The following is a 14,600-nucleotide window of genomic DNA, read 5'->3' as shown; positions in this document are numbered from 1 at the left end:
TTTCGCTGATGTTTCAGCATGGCTTAGTAGCCGAACAGCTCCTGCATGGGGACCTCCACCACGCGCCCCAATTTCCGCAAAGCTGCCATATCCATTTTGCTGGTGTCGCCCAGGACGCAGTAGGCGTACGGCTGGCCGCTGAACTGCTTCCGGTGGAAGGTTGCGATGCTGGCGAAATTCAGGCGGTCCAGCGATTCGTACAGGTCGCGGCGGCTGTCGGTGGCGTAGCCCATTCGCTGTGCGTCAAGGTAGCTGTACAGAATTCCCATTTTTGTCACCCGCTGCGTTTGCAGCTTGCTCCGCATGGATTCGCGCGCAACCTCGAATGCACCCTCCGATTCTGGAAGGGTCGTCAGCAGTTCGTTCATTCCAACGATTGCTTCCGGCATCTTGTCGGCTTGGGTTCCAACGTAGGCAAACAAGTAGTTGGGGTCCTCCTTCCGGCTCGGGGTCTGGAATCCTGCGCTGGTGCTGTAGGCCAACGCCTTCGATTCCCGAATCGTCTGGAACACCACCGACGACATATCGCCACCGAAATACTGGTTGAACAACTCTGCGGTTGGCACAATGCTTTTGTCGAACGCACCGGCCTTCCGTGTCCAGATCAGTTCGGCCTGCACCATTCCCGGGTAGTTGGCAACATAGACGATGTTCTCCTTCATCTCGCGGCGGTCATACTCAAATGGCTTGGGTGGGTCCTTCAACGTTTTGCTCATCGGCATATGCTGCGCCACGGCTTTTGCAACCTCCTCCTTCTTTGCCGGACCGTAGTAGAGAAGTGTGTGCCGATACTCAGGAAGCGATTGGATTTGCCGAACAAGGTCCTCGGCTTTCAAAGCGTTCAGGTCGGCTTCGGAAAGGCGGTCGTTGAAAGGGTTCTTGCCGTCGTACATGGCATGGCTGTAGATCCCGCCCCACAGGATCGTCCCTTTGTCCAGCTTGGCATCGGTGCGGCTTTTCAGCTCGCGTTTCACCATGTTCTGCAGCGCGGTCTGGTTCGGCTGCGCCTTCTCGATAAGGGTGCGGAGCAGATCGAGCGCCGGGGCCATGTTCTCCTGCAATCCGCTAACGCTAATGCTGATGCGGTCGTCGCTAACGCCAATGTTGAAGCTGCACCCCAGCGCGAAGAACTTCCGCGCAACGGTTGCCGCGCTCATAGTGTCGGCCCCGATCAGTTTTATGTAGCTGGCGGCCATTGGGAAGGTGCGGCTGTTGCGGCGGCCAAGCTCGAACATCCATGTTAGGGTGAACAAGTTGTTGTCGGTGTTGGCCACCGATAGCATCTCGGCCCCGTTCGGGAGCTTGGTGCGGGCGATGTCGCGTTGGTAATCAACAAACACGGGTTGGATGGTTGCGGGCTGTGCCGATAGCACCTTCTCGGCAAACGGGCTAACGGCATCGCGGTTCAGATCCACCGGGGTGATGGCGGGCTTCTCCACTTTCTCCACGTCGGCGTTCTCCCCTTGCCGCTTGTACACGACCACATAGTTATTGCCGTAGTTCTTCCGCGCAAAGTCCATGATCTGCTGGCGGGTCACCTTCTTCATCTGCTCGGTCTTGGCAATTCTATCTTCCCACTTTTCCCCAAGGATGAACGCATCCAGCATCCAGCTTGCGCGGCCTGGGTTGCTTTCGCGTTGGCGCATCTGGTCCGCTTCAACGTTCCGCAGGATCGCGGTCAGGTCCTCCTGCGTGAAGTTCCCGGCCTTCACTGCCTCAATCTGCTGCAGCAGTAAATCGCGGACTTCCTCAAGGCTTTGCCCAGCTTTTGGTTCACCGCTTAACTGGTGGACGCAGTAATCTTTCAGGGTATACACTCCGCTTCCGGCATCCAGAACTTTTTGTGCTTTTTTCAGGTTCAGGTCAATCAGGCCAGCGCCTTTGTAGGCCAGCAGAAGATCCACCATCTCCATCAGCATGGCATCGTGGGTCAGCGCGCCCGGGAAACGGAAGCCGATGCTGAGGTTCTCCGCATCCTTCCCGATAACGGTTCGGACAATCGGCGAAGCAATCGGCCCTTCCTGCGCGGCGGTGAATGCAGGTGTTGGCTTTGGCTGCATCCAGCTGAAGTTTTTATCAATCAGTTGGATAGCCTGGTCGGGGTCGAAGTCCCCGGCAAGGATCACCACCATGTTGTTCGGCACATACCAGCTTTGGAAGAACTTGCGGATCTCCTTCAGCGAAGGGTTCTTCAAATGCTCAATCGTCCCAATCGTGGTTTGTGTTCCGTACTGGTGGTGCGGGAACAAGGCGGAGAGGAACTCCTCGTTCGCACGGTTGTTGTCATCATCCAGCGAGATGTTCTTCTCCTCATAGACCGCCTCAAGTTCGGTATGGAACAGCCGCAGGATTGGATTGCGGAAGCGTTCCCCTTCAATCGTTAGCCAGTTTGCAAGCTGGTTGCTGGGGATTTCGTTCATGTAGGCCGTCACCTCGAACGAAGTAAAGGCGTTGGACCCCACGCCACCGATTGCGCCAATCATCCGGTCGTACTCGTTGGGGATTGCATACTTGGCCGCAAGCCCGCTGGCCGAGTCAATGGAGTGGTAGATCGCGCTGCGGGCTGCGGGGTCCGTGGTTTTGTTGTAGCGTTCGTACAGCGCGTCAATTTCTTCCAGCAACGGCTTTTCTTTGGCATAATCTTGCGTGCCGTAGCGGTCGGTCCCTTTGAACAGCAGATGTTCAAGGTAGTGGGCCAATCCGGTGTGCGTTGCCGGGTCGTTCTTGCTTCCGGCACGTGTGGCGATGTAGGTGTAGATGCGCGGTTGGTCCCGGTTCACCGAAAGCATCACCGTCAGCCCGTTGTTCAGCGTGTAGATTCGCGCCTTCAGCGGGTCGCCCGGGACGCTGGTGAAGGGGTAGCTGGGCGCGGGCTTCTTTGCCGGAAGCGCGTTCCCCCCTTTGGCCTGCAAGCCTGTGGGCTGCAAGATGGAAGTGGCCACGGCAACCCACAGCAGCAGCCGCAACGTGCCAGAGAAGTTCATCATGGTTAGTTTGGAAAAAAGATTTGGTTGAAATCACGCACATCGTGAGGCGGAACAGGTGCCGCGCACCGGGTGCAGCAATGCGGCTGGCAACATCCCATTTGGAGAACAAAACGAAAGTACGGAAGGAAGCTCGGGAAGCAAGTGCCTGAGTTTGCCCCTTCCGCAGTTTTTGCCACAGCGCGGCCCGCCGCTACGCCAATGTTCCGACGAAAGTTCCGCACTGGCTGGGCTGTTGGAATCAGACGATTCATAGAAAGAACCAGATGGCAGAGATTGGGAATTAGAGATCGGCAGGAGGGCGGTCTGAAAAAAAAAATGCGCTTTTGAAAAATAGTTGTTGCAACGACTATTGGCTTTGCCTATATTTGCATCCGTCATGGGAGAGAAACTGAAACAACGGCTGAAGCAAGCGCGATTCCAGAGCCTTCATCAGGAGGCGATGCTGAACCTGTTGGTTGCCGCCAGCTTCCTTGAAGGAAGCATGGACAAACTGTGCGGGCAGTTTGGGATTACGCACCAGCAGTACAACATCCTTCGCATCCTGAAAGGTGCTGGGGATTCGGGGCATCCGTGTGGTGAGATCGCCGAGCGGATGATCCACCCCTCCCCCGATGTCACCCGCCGGCTGGACGCACTGGAACGGGGTGGCTTTGTTGAGCGGATCCGCTCCACCGAAGACCGCCGCGTGGTGATAACCAAAATCACCCCCGCGGGATTGCAGCTGCTGGATTCCATGAACGACGCGCTGGAGCAACACGCCAGCAACTTCAGCAGCCGCGTGAACCAAGCCGATTGCCAGACACTTTCCCGCATCTGCGAACAGATTTACAGCAGCACGGACTAAAAAAAATTTGCCGCAATATCTGTTGCAACAACAATCGAGACAACAAGCAATCCGTCCTTACAGTCGCAATTCTCAGAACACCTAAAAACTTATCCAAAACCAACGTCCAATGAACATCGCACGTATCGCAACCGCAGCCCTTCTTGTTGGCATTCTTGCCCTTGCAACCGCCACCCTTAGCGCGCAACCACTCTCCAAAAAAGCTCGCGGAACAAAGACCGTAAAGCTGAGCGATAAAGTTGGGAAGAACCAGTTCACCTGGAACAGCGACGCACCAATGGAAAAAATTCAAGGAACTGCCGAAGGAGTATCCGGCACGCTAACGCTGGATCCATCGAACGTGGCAACGATTCGCGGAACAATCAGCGCGCAGGTGGGAACCTTCAAATCGGGGAATGACATGCGCGATGAGCATATCCGCAGCGCAACATGGCTGGATGCTGCGAAGTTCCCAACCATCACCTTTGCGATCACATCGGTCAGCAACGTGACGGTGAAGGGGAACAAGGCCACCGGGAAAGCCACCGGAAACTTCACCATGCATGGTGTCACCAAGCAGCTGACGATCCCTTTCACCCTTACCTACATTGACGAAAGCGCGGTAAGCCGCAAGCGCGCACCAGGCGATTTGGTCTCCATCACCGCCGATTTCAACGTTGCGCTGAAGGAGTACAACGTTGCCGGGTCGCGCGGGACAATCGGGAGCAAAGTCGGGGAATCCATCCTTGTGAAGGCGCAGCTGTTTGGCACAACGGCGCAGTAATCGAACCGATAACATCAACAATCCATGTGAACTCTACAGAGGGGGGGGGGATCATCCTGAACACGCTATCAACAACCGGTAGAATCTTGTTTGGGCTTCCATTCATCGGCCGGGGCCGCCTTTTTCTTTGCTGGCCACTACGCCGCAACGCATAAAGCGGCATAAAGAGAACGAAAGCAATCATCAATATCCATAGCACAATAACCGGAGAACCAACAATGGTAGAGAACCTTGTATCAGCACCAGCAACTACGGCTTGGAACCTTGACCTTTCGCACAGTGAGCTTCAGTTCAAAGTGCGCCACATGATGATCTCCACCGTAACGGGTGAGTTCAAAGAGTTCAGCGTCAATGCCGCCACCGAAGGGGATGACTTCACGACCGCAACGGTGAACCTTACCGCCAACGTTGCAAGCATCAGCACCCGCAACGAACAGCGCGATGCCCACCTCCGTTCCGATGACTTCTTTGCTGCCGATCAGTTCCCGCAACTGAGCTTCGCCAGCACCTCCATGGAAAAGGTGGATGAGGAGAACTACAAGCTCCACGGCAACTTGACCATCCGCGACATCACAAAACCGGTAACGCTGGAGGTGGAGTTCGGCGGGTTGGCGGTTGACCCTTATGGGAATCTCCGCGCTGGGTTCACGCTGCAAGGCAAGATCAATCGCAAAGAATTTGGCCTTACGTGGAATGCCATCACCGAAGCCGGCGGCGTAGTTGTTGCCGATGACATCAAGATCATCGCTTCGGTATCGCTGATTAAAGGCTAATCAGCAATTCCCAAGCCTTCGCAAAAAATCAACAACAGTGTGAGGGAAATAGAGGGGGCTTAAGATATTGGCAGCTCTTCTGCCCCCCCCCTCCCTCTCTCGCAGTTCTCAACTCTCAAAAACCAACAACCGAAACACACCAATGTCCGATAAAACAATTCTCGTTTTTGGCGCAACTGGCCAACAGGGTGGGGCTGTGGCACGCCACCTACTACGCCACGGGTGGAACGTCCGTGCAGTAACCCGTAACCCAGAAGGGGAAGCCGCGCAAGCACTGCGCGATGCCGGTGCCGAAATTGTTCAGGCCAACCTTGATGACCCCGCCACGCTTGCCAGCGCAATGGAAGGAGTCCACGGGGTTTTCAGCGTGCAGAACACATGGACCGATGGAGTGGAAGGAGAAATCCGGCAGGGAAAAGCCGTGGCCGATGCCGCCAAAGCCGCTGGCGTGCAGCACTTCCTGTACACTTCGGTCGGGGGGGCCGAGCGGAACACCGGTATCCCACACTTTGAAAGTAAGTGGGAGGTTGAGCAGCATATCCGCTTGCTGCAACTGCCGGCCACGGTTATTCGCCCGGTGTTTTTCTTTGATAACCTGAACGTCATGGCGCAGCCCGCCGAAGAAGGGACGGGAAAGGTCCTGCCGATGGGAATGCACCCGGAACGCCCGTTGCAGATGATTGCCGTGGACGACATCGGCGCGTTTGCGGCGGTGGCCTTCAACAACCCCGAAGAGTACATTGGGCGCGAGATAGAGCTGGCCGGCGACGAGATCACGATCCCACAGCTTGCCCAGAAATACGCCGCCATCACCGGCGAGCCGCTCCACTTCGTCCCCCTAACCGTTGACCAAGTGAAAGCCTACAACGAAGACATGGGAGCCATGTTCGAGTGGTTCAACAGCAGCGGCTATACGGCCAAGATCGAAGACCTGCGCAAGGTTCATCCTGAATTGAAGGATGCTGAATCTTGGCTTCGCTCACGATAGCCAAAAGAAATCACAGAGACGAGAAGAAGAGAAAAGGGGAATCAGCCCTTTGCCAGCAGCGGCAAGAACTGATTCCCCATTTCTTGACCCGGGTAATCGCACATTGCTTTCAACGAACTGATATCCATACGCTTGTATGAACACGAACCGAACCGTAGCAGCCGTTGCCCCCGCACGCACATTCGACATGGGGGGAATTCCCATTCGCCAGCCGTTGCCATCGCAGGAGCTGGAATACCTTGACCCCTTTATCCTGCTCCATCATGGCGTGATGGACGTTTCCCCGAACATGGACCTGCGCCATGCCGGCGTGGGGCCGCACCCGCATCGTGGTTTTGCGCCGGTGACGTTCCTGTTTGAAGGGGGCCTGCGCCACCGCGACAGCCGTGGGAACGACAGCACCGTCCATGCCGGCGGAACCCAGTGGATGAACGCAGGGATGGGGGTGATCCACAGCGAACGCCCGGTGGAACATTTCAACGAGCTGATCCAGCTTTGGGTGAATATCCCCGCCGCCCACAAGATGGACCAACCCAGCTACTATCCATTAACCAAAGCCGACACGCCATCGGCCACTAACGATGATGGGACCGTGCGGTTCAACGTCATCGCTGGGGAGATGCTGGGGCTGACCGGGCCGATCCCAACGCTCAGCCCGGTGAACGCCGTCACCATCCAAGCGGAAGAAGGTGGCAGCATATTTTTCCCGATTCCTGAATCGCACAATGCCTTCCTGTACCTGCTAAGCGGCAGCATCCAGATTGAAGGTTTCGGGAGGGTGATTGAAAAGAACCTGGTGGCGTTCAACAACAACGGCAGCGGCATTGCCTTCACTTCCCTTGAACCAACCCGCGCACTGCTGATGACCGGCGAACCACTCAACGAGGAGATCGTCACCCACGGCCCCTTTGTGATGAACGACCAGACCCAAATCTTGGAGGCGTTCAGGGATTACAAAATGGGGAGGATGGGGGTGTTGGTGGAGTAAGAGCATTCCGCGAAGAAGAGCTTCCTTCACCCCCCCTTCTTCTTCTCCCTTCGCTAACGGCAACGTTTTTCCAAACTGACAACGGAGTTTCACCATGATTATTCTTCGGCCACACAACCAGCGGGGCCATGCCGACCACGGCTGGCTGAACACATATCACACGTTCTCGTTTGCCAACTACTACGATCCCCAGCAGATGGGCTTCCGTGTGCTGCGGGTGATAAACGAGGACCGCGTGCAACCAGGGGAAGGATTCGGAACCCACGGGCATCGCGACATGGAGATTATCACCTACGTGATTGAAGGGGGGCTGGAACACCGCGACAGCATGGGGAACAACTCCGTGATCCGCCCGGGCGAGGTTCAACGGATGAGTGCCGGGCGGGGCGTCACCCACAGCGAGTACAACGCTTCCAGCACCGAACCCGTTCACTTCCTGCAAATCTGGTTGCTGCCGGAACGCGCCGGTGGGGACCCCGGATATGCCCAGAAGATGTTCAGCATCAAGGAACGGACCAACCGCCTTGCCCCAATCGTCACCCGCGATGGGAACGACGGATCGGTAAGTATCCAACAAAACGTGGCTCTCTACTCGGCCATTCTGGAAGAAGGAGCGCAGGTTGCCCATGCCCTATCAGCCGGGCGGTACGCGTATGCCCAGGTTGTTCGGGGTGATGTTGAGCTGAACGGAATCGCCATGACGGCCGGCGATGGCGCGGCCATTAGCGAGGAGTCCGCCGTGAAGCTGCGCGCAATCTCCCCAGCGGAAATCCTCCTGTTCGATCTTCCCTAATCCCCCTTCTCCCTTTCCCCCTTCTCTCTCTTTATCCTTTATCCATCCATGAGCAAACTCAGGGAGGGGGGGAACCTCCTTGCATTGCTCATAACACAGACCAATAGCCATGACCATCCTTGCATTTGCTGCATCGCTGCGGCGGGAATCGTTCAACAAAAAGCTGCTGCACCTTGCCGTGGAAATCGCCCGCGACGCAGGCGCGACGGTGGACCTTGCCGATTTCCATGAGTTCGATATGCCACTGTTCAACGGCGATGTGGAAGCCAAGCAGGGACTTCCGCCGGGGGCGCAAGAATTGGTGCGGCGCATCACCGCTGCCGATGGGATAATGATTGCCGCGCCGGAGTACAATTACTCCATCTCGGGCGCGCTGAAGAACGCAATTGATTGGGCCTCCCGCGCCAAGCCCACCCCATTCCGCGGGCGGCATGGGCTGGTGATGTCGGCCTCCACTTCTGTGGTTGGCGGCATTCGCGGGTTGTGGCAATTGCGGATTCCGTTGGAAGGGAACGGGCTGATGCTCTATCCCGACATGTACGCGTTGGCATCGGCCCAGAAAGCCTTCGATGAGCAAGGAAGGCTGACCGATCCCCCCCACGTCACGCGGCTGGAGACGACCGTCCGGGGCTACGTGAACATGGCGCAGAAGCTATCGGCTGGACCGCAGCCATAGAATCCAGAAGGAGCGGCCAGAAATAGAAAGAGAGAGCCGTTGTGTGACACAAGGTCCAGCACAACGGCTCTCTCTATTTTCACTGCTCTCTATTTCGCTGGAGGAAATCCTCTCAAAAGAAAATTTCTTCAGGAAGAGAATGGCGGGATTGGTCCGCGCGCGCCCCTGCGTTTGTGCGGAAGCTACCGCGCCGCAGCTTGCGTGCGCAGGCGTTGCAGCGATTCCGTTTTCCCCAGGACCTCCATCGTCTCGAACATTCCCGCCCCAACGCGTTTGCCGGTAATGGCGTAGCGAAGCGGGTGGATCAGCTTCCCTGCCGAAAGCCCAAGCTCTTCGGCGTAGGCGCGGATCACTGCTTCAATCCCTGCGGTGTTCCAGTCGGCATCGCTTAGGCCATCCAGCCGGTTTGCGATCTCGGAAATCTGCCCGGTGGTTTCCGGTTTCCAATGCTTGGCGGCGTACTCCTCGTCGAAGTTTTTCACCGGGCCGAACATGTAGTCGGCAAACTCCGGCAGGTCGCTCACGAAGTTGATCCGTTCTTTCACCAAGTTCATCACCGCAGCGGCGTACTCGCGTTCGGCACCATTGATTCCGGCTTGCTGAAGCAGTGGCATCAGCTCATCGGTCAGGCGTTCGGAGGGGAGCTGGCGCAGGTACATTCCGTTCATCCAGTTCAGCTTGTCAACATCGAAAATCGCCCCGGCTTTGTTGACCTTTTCCAGATCGAACATGGCGATCATCTCCTCCATCGTGAAGATTTCGCGGTCGGCAGTTGGGTTCCATCCAAGCAGTGCCACGAAGTTCACCAATGCTTCCGGCAGGTATCCTTTTTCCTGGTAGTCCTGGACCGCAACGTCGCCATCCCGTTTCGAGAGTTTTTTCCGGTCGCGGCTAAGCAGCAGTGGCAAGTGGGCAAACTGCGGTTTCTCCCAACCGAAGGCATCATACAGGATCACGTGTTTTGGCAACGACGGCAGCCATTCTTCCCCCCGGATCACGTGGGTGATGCCCATCAAGTGGTCATCCACGATGTTGGCCAGGTGGTAGGTTGGGAAGCCGTCGGACTTCAGCAAAATCTGGTCATCAATCGTGCGGTTGGCAAAGACGCTTTCGCCGCGGACGATGTCGGTGGTGCGGGTTTCGCCGGTTAGCGGAACGAACAGGCGGATGGTGTGTTCGGCACCTTCGGCAAGCAGTCGCTGGGTCTCCTCCGGTCCCAGCGTGAACTGGTTCCGCATCGAAGCACGGTCGTACTTCGGGGCAATGCCCGCCTTTTGCTGGCGTTCGCGCATCCGCTCGATATCCTCCGATGTATCGAAGGCGTAGTAGGCGGTGCCCCGTTCAATCAGCAATTGGGCGTGGTGGCGGTACAGCTCGGTCCGTTCCGATTGGCGATACGGTCCGAACTCCCCCCCCACGTGCGGCCCTTCATCGAACTGAATGCCAGCCCAACGGAACATCTCGATGATATTTTGTTCGGCCCCTTCAACGTAGCGTGTTTGGTCGGTATCCTCGATGCGCAGAATGCACTTTCCGCCGTGGTGGCGGGCAAACAAGTAATTGTACAACGCGGACCGAAGGCCGCCAACGTGCAGCAGCCCAGTTGGCGACGGAGCAAAGCGAACGCGAACCATAACTGAGTTTGGTAAGAATGGAAGCAAACCGTGCGCGCACGGCATACCGATACGCACAAACGAAAAAAGCACCGACAACAGCAGTGCTTTTTCCTGCGGGCGAGTGATGGGACTTGAACCCACGACCTCCTGGGCCACAACCAGGCGCTCTAACCACCTGAGCTACACCCGCCATAACTCGGACTACAAATCAGGGGTGGCAAACTTAGCGGATTCCAAGCGGCGGAGCAACCGTGGAATGTAAAATTGAGTTTGGAGAACGCTCTTTTTCCGCAGCCTTGTGATCTATTTTTTTTGGAGCATGCTCCATTTGGTTCTTCCCCGAAACTGCGGCAGCTGGGTTTCGATGATTTCGGCCACGCGAGCGCCCCACACATCCCAGTTCAATCGCTTCTCATACTCCTCGCGGCTGCTGTGGCACAGCTGCCGGTAGGCCCCGGCATCGCTGGTAATTTCCAAAATCTTCTTGGCATATTCCTCCCCTCCGCTTTCCGGCGATAGCGTGTATCCATTAACCCCTTCTTTCACCAGCGAGCCGACCCCGCCGGTTGCGGTTGCCACCACCGGAAGGCCGTAGGCCCCGGCCTCGCAGAAGACAATCCCCGCAGCTTCGAACCGTGTTGGAAGGATGAACACCGTTGCTTCCCGCCAAAGGGCCTGGAACCGCTCTTGCTCGGCAGGGATCTGCTTGTTCAGGAATGGGATCACCCGCATTCTTGGATGCTCCACTCCTTCCGGAGCCTTGCAGCCAACCACGGTCAGCCACGCATCTTTTCCCCGGCTCAGCAATGCCTGCAACGTCTGCAGGGCGATTGCTCCCCCCTTGTTTTCCCACGAGACCCCGACCATCAGCAGGTGGATACGATCGCTTGCTTCGCGCTGAAGTGCCTGGGCGCGGGTTGGCGGGTCCATCAAGTTTGCGCCGATAAAAACGGTGTGGACCTTCGATGGATCGGCCTGATAATCGTGCACTGCCGACCGCGCCGCCCAATCGGAACTGAACAGGGCCAGCGATGCGCGTTCGATTGATAGTCGGTCAAACAGGTCAGCAGCTTTGGCCATCCGTGGTAGCACGTTGGTGTAGCAGTAATAGTAGTCATGCAGCACGCGCCATGTGGCATCGCTGTAGTAGATGATGGGGACATCCGTTTGCAGGTAGGCTAAGGTTGCGGACCCAGCCGGGGAGAACACAAGGTCATACTTCCCCTGGGTCAATATCTGGGAGAAATGTTTCCCTAATCGCTGGGCAAATGGGCGATCCTGAGCGTAATCATATCTGCGCCCTGCCAGCGTTTTGATTACCTGCCCTGCCACCTTGTATGGAGTGACACTAAATGGGGCGGGGGTAAGATCCACCACATCCCCCACATATTGTTGGAAGGCTTGCTTAGAAAAGTATGCCGTTCCGGACCATGTGCGGACGCTACGAGCATCCGCAGCATGAACCAATGCAATGCGCAGCGGAGTATTCATGGGGCAAAAAATCGGTTATTGTTGATTGAAGCAAGGTAGTGGTTTGTTGCTGCATTACTTTTTGGAGCGGAGAAAGGCTTGGGGAACAAAATACTGATTGCCGATTTGCCGCAAGAAGGCTCCTCTGTTGCAATCTTCGTTCTGCTTCCGTTTGGCCCGCGTAACCTTCCCCCATTTTTTTTGTTCTGGTGCTGTACTGTTCACTTTTCAATCACTTTTCTCAGTAGCTTTGCCCCGGTTTTAGAAAGGGGTTACGGCTGGGTTTCTTTCCGTTTGCAGAAGCACGGCATTGAGGATACAGCAACACCATATCAAAGCATCGCTGATGGCGCTGGGATTGCTTGGCATCATCTGCCTTTCTGCGTGCCGCGACCCGCTAACCGTGGCTCCGGTCGTCACCCAGGTGAACGCCCGCGATGCGGCCATCTTGCAGGACTCCATCTTCACCCGCAGCCCCGGCGACAGCATCTACGCCACCATCAACGTGGATAACAGAACCCAGCAAGTGGTGTTCGCCACCCAAGTCCTGCGCCCCGATGTCTATAATGCCCAAGTAAAAGGGGCCTACTACCTAACAATCCAAGCCACCCGCGACGGGCTTGGGGGGGATTACGAAATCATCTCCCTGCGGCTTGATGGAATCCGCGACACCGGGGTGTATGTTATCAACGGCCCGTACATCGCCCCGAAGGAGGGGATTGACACCTCGCGCCCAATCTACTACGGGGCAACGTACGAACGGAAAGTGCAGGGGGGGTTCCCCGACACGTACAACACAACGATTGTTCGCGGGGAAATCCACATCCTGAAAATTGATGAAGAGCTTGGGGTTATCATCGGGAGCTTTTGGTTTGTTGCCCGCAATGCCAACGGCGATGAAGTTGTTGTTGACGGCGGGACCTTCCGCATCACCCTTAAAAGATAGCTGATGCTGGGCCTTCCCGTCACCTACCAAATTTTTGCACTATCTGCGGGTGAGAACTTTTGCCAGGATCGTTGTCTTTATCATAGTTCCATGATGCACGACCCGATCACCCTTTATTCTGGCAATGAACAATGATGAAGCACCCAGCAACCCACTTCCTTCTCCCTATCCTTGCTGCGTTTGTTGGCACGATTGCAGCAACAGCCCAAACCATTGACTCGGTGGGAACCAGCACCCTCAGCAATGTTGAGTTCTCCGTGACAAACAACGGAGTCATCGCCTACAACCCTTCCACACGAACAAGAAACTTCACCGCGCCACGCGGAAGCAAATCCCAATATCTGTTTGGCGGTGGGCTGTGGTTTGGGGCGCAACGCACCATTGGCGACACCACCCAGCAGTTGCTGTTTTCCACCTACAACCCTGTCACCAACCGAAGCGCGGCAACCCCCGGCGATGCTTTTGCCAACGACACCGCCGCCCCCCCCATCGTCTATCACTCCACCGAGTACGATCGCTGGAGCGGGCAACCTTTAGCCGGCGGCAACCGCCCAAACTGGCCCTTGTGGCTGGTCCCCACCCAAGCCTCTGCCACACCCCTGTATCCTGGTGTTTTCGAGCCAGCGAACAACAAGCGGGCAATGGGGGATTACAGCTATCCTGCGTTTGTTGAGCTTGCCGACGAGCAGTTCACCGTTCGCTACCACGACCGCGATCTTTCACGCTACGAGATCACCCCCGCCGCCGCAACCGAGCGCGGATATCCAATCGGGTTGCAGGTTCAGCAGAACGTCTATGCTTGGAAAAGTGGGCCGCTCAGGAATGGAGTGATTGTTCAATATGCCATCACCAACATCAGCGGCCAGACGCTTTCGGAGTGTGTCGTTGCGCAGATTTCGGACCCGGACATTGGCCAACGCCGTGGCGACGACCATGCCATTTTTTACGCACGCGATCTTTCGCTCCGCGCCTGCTACGCCTGGAGCGATCCCGAGCCTGACGGGAAACTGGGCGCGCTGGCAATGGCACTGATAGAAGCACCAACAATCCAACCCGGCTCCCCGATTGACACCGCCAGCCGCCTTAGCTACCGCACGCTGGGAAGGGTCGGCTGCTTTGCTGCATGGCGGCGGTCCGACTCCATCCCCTACCCCATCACCGACCTAGATCGTGCGGCCTTGTTGCGGAAACAATCCTTTGAACCCGACACCACTGCCGGCGATCAAGTGGTGCTGCTTGGCTCGCAACCTTTCACGATGAAGCCGGGCGATGTTGCCCATTTTGCCGTAGCCTACATGGTGCTGGATAGCGTGCCAAGCCAAACCACCACCTGTGGTGGAAATGGGACCGCAGCCGCAGGCGTTGTGCCGGAGTTAGAAGAGCTTGTGCGGGAAGCCGAGGAGGTCTATTACCAGAAACCATCCGTGGTGACCTCAGCAGCCGAGCGGGCGGCGGTAACTTCCGCAACGATGCGGGTGTTCCCGAACCCAACAACTGGCGCAGCAGCGGTGCAGTTTTCGCTTGATAGGCCATCGGCGATCATGCTCCAAATTTTCAGCAGCTTCGGGGAACGTGTGGCGAAGCAGGAACTTCCGATGCTCCCCGCCGGGCTTCGCACGCTGCCGTTGCCGGAGCTTCCCGCCGGAACGTACCTTCTTGAGGTTTCTTCCAACGGCCAACGCCGCGTGCAGTTGTTCATCGTAGAATAAAATTGTGGAGTACATCTGCCGGGCGGGGATAGATACTACGCGGATCG

12 protein-coding genes and 1 tRNA gene are annotated in these 14,600 nt (G+C 56.8%); 9 read left to right on the top strand and 4 right to left on the bottom strand.

The annotated features are described in order from the left end of the window. Positions 1-23: 23 nt before the first annotated feature. Positions 24-2,987 (bottom strand): insulinase family protein, encoded by a 2,964-nt coding sequence (locus IPM61_08395; protein MBK8911339.1) that lies wholly within the window; start codon positions 2,985-2,987, stop codon positions 24-26. Between the two features lie 376 nt (positions 2,988-3,363). Here IPM61_08395 and IPM61_08390 point away from each other — a divergent pair, with 376 nt between their 5' ends. The 7 genes from IPM61_08390 (at position 3,364) to IPM61_08360 (ending at position 8,812) form a co-directional block, all read left to right on the top strand. After that, positions 3,364-3,831, top strand: coding sequence for a MarR family transcriptional regulator (locus tag IPM61_08390; GenBank protein ID MBK8911338.1), 468 nt, complete (start codon positions 3,364-3,366; stop codon positions 3,829-3,831). 109 nt (positions 3,832-3,940) lie between these two features. After that, positions 3,941-4,594 carry a YceI family protein gene (locus IPM61_08385; GenBank protein ID MBK8911337.1) on the top strand — a complete coding sequence of 218 codons (654 nt, stop codon included), beginning with the start codon at positions 3,941-3,943 and terminating at the stop codon, positions 4,592-4,594. Between the two features lie 218 nt (positions 4,595-4,812). After that, positions 4,813-5,367 (top strand): YceI family protein, encoded by a 555-nt coding sequence (locus tag IPM61_08380; protein ID MBK8911336.1) that lies wholly within the window; start codon positions 4,813-4,815, stop codon positions 5,365-5,367. Between the two features lie 142 nt (positions 5,368-5,509). Then, positions 5,510-6,355, top strand: coding sequence for an NmrA/HSCARG family protein (locus IPM61_08375; protein ID MBK8911335.1), 846 nt, complete (start codon positions 5,510-5,512; stop codon positions 6,353-6,355). 136 nt (positions 6,356-6,491) lie between these two features. Continuing rightward, the gene (locus tag IPM61_08370) at positions 6,492-7,343 is read left to right on the top strand and encodes a pirin family protein (GenBank protein ID MBK8911334.1); all 852 of its coding nucleotides are present in this window, start codon (positions 6,492-6,494) and stop codon (positions 7,341-7,343) included. A 94-nt stretch (positions 7,344-7,437) separates the two neighbouring features. Beyond that, positions 7,438-8,136 carry a pirin family protein gene (locus IPM61_08365; GenBank protein MBK8911333.1) on the top strand — a complete coding sequence of 233 codons (699 nt, stop codon included), beginning with the start codon at positions 7,438-7,440 and terminating at the stop codon, positions 8,134-8,136. Positions 8,137-8,245: 109 nt separating this feature from the next. Continuing rightward, a complete protein-coding gene (locus IPM61_08360) occupies positions 8,246-8,812 on the top strand; it encodes an NAD(P)H-dependent oxidoreductase (GenBank protein MBK8911332.1) in 567 nt (188 codons plus the stop codon). Positions 8,813-8,994: 182 nt separating this feature from the next. Here the strand turns inward: IPM61_08360 and IPM61_08355 are convergent, their stop codons facing one another. The 3 genes from IPM61_08355 to IPM61_08345 all read right to left on the bottom strand — a co-directional run bounded on the left by IPM61_08355 (position 8,995) and on the right by IPM61_08345 (position 11,919). Further along, on the bottom strand, positions 8,995-10,446 hold the full coding sequence (locus IPM61_08355) for a glutamate--tRNA ligase (GenBank protein MBK8911331.1): 1,452 nt from the start codon (positions 10,444-10,446) through the stop codon (positions 8,995-8,997). Between the two features lie 98 nt (positions 10,447-10,544). Further along, positions 10,545-10,618: transfer RNA gene (locus tag IPM61_08350), tRNA-His, on the bottom strand. Positions 10,619-10,731: 113 nt separating this feature from the next. Continuing rightward, positions 10,732-11,919, bottom strand: coding sequence for a glycosyltransferase family 4 protein (locus IPM61_08345; GenBank protein ID MBK8911330.1), 1,188 nt, complete (start codon positions 11,917-11,919; stop codon positions 10,732-10,734). Positions 11,920-12,208: 289 nt separating this feature from the next. Between IPM61_08345 and IPM61_08340 the strand changes: the two genes are divergently transcribed. Further along, on the top strand, positions 12,209-12,844 hold the full coding sequence (locus IPM61_08340) for a hypothetical protein (protein ID MBK8911329.1): 636 nt from the start codon (positions 12,209-12,211) through the stop codon (positions 12,842-12,844). 131 nt (positions 12,845-12,975) lie between these two features. Further along, the gene (locus tag IPM61_08335; protein MBK8911328.1) at positions 12,976-14,553 is read left to right on the top strand and encodes a T9SS type A sorting domain-containing protein; all 1,578 of its coding nucleotides are present in this window, start codon (positions 12,976-12,978) and stop codon (positions 14,551-14,553) included. The last annotated feature ends 47 nt before the right edge of the window (positions 14,554-14,600 follow it).

The organism is Chlorobiota bacterium, assembly GCA_016710285.1.
Lineage (GTDB): Bacteria > Bacteroidota > Ignavibacteria > OLB7 > OLB7 > OLB7.
Note: the sequence above shows the minus strand (reverse complement) of the source record. Positions and strands in the feature narration are given on the sequence as shown.

Excerpts from the sequence above, each read along its gene's own strand:
- IPM61_08335 (MBK8911328.1), top strand. The coding sequence starts at position 12,976 with ATGATGAAGCACCCAGCAACCCACTTCCTTCTCCCTATCCTTGCTGCG.
- IPM61_08360 (MBK8911332.1), top strand. The coding sequence starts at position 8,246 with ATGACCATCCTTGCATTTGCTGCATCGCTGCGGCGGGAATCGTTCAAC.
- IPM61_08385 (MBK8911337.1), top strand. The coding sequence starts at position 3,941 with ATGAACATCGCACGTATCGCAACCGCAGCCCTTCTTGTTGGCATTCTT.
- IPM61_08365 (MBK8911333.1), top strand. The coding sequence starts at position 7,438 with ATGATTATTCTTCGGCCACACAACCAGCGGGGCCATGCCGACCACGGC.
- IPM61_08380 (MBK8911336.1), top strand. The coding sequence starts at position 4,813 with ATGGTAGAGAACCTTGTATCAGCACCAGCAACTACGGCTTGGAACCTT.
- IPM61_08390 (MBK8911338.1), top strand. The coding sequence starts at position 3,364 with ATGGGAGAGAAACTGAAACAACGGCTGAAGCAAGCGCGATTCCAGAGC.
- IPM61_08355 (MBK8911331.1), bottom strand. The coding sequence starts at position 10,446 with ATGGTTCGCGTTCGCTTTGCTCCGTCGCCAACTGGGCTGCTGCACGTT.
- IPM61_08375 (MBK8911335.1), top strand. The coding sequence starts at position 5,510 with ATGTCCGATAAAACAATTCTCGTTTTTGGCGCAACTGGCCAACAGGGT.
- IPM61_08395 (MBK8911339.1), bottom strand. The coding sequence starts at position 2,987 with ATGATGAACTTCTCTGGCACGTTGCGGCTGCTGCTGTGGGTTGCCGTG.
- IPM61_08345 (MBK8911330.1), bottom strand. The coding sequence starts at position 11,919 with ATGAATACTCCGCTGCGCATTGCATTGGTTCATGCTGCGGATGCTCGT.
- IPM61_08370 (MBK8911334.1), top strand. The coding sequence starts at position 6,492 with ATGAACACGAACCGAACCGTAGCAGCCGTTGCCCCCGCACGCACATTC.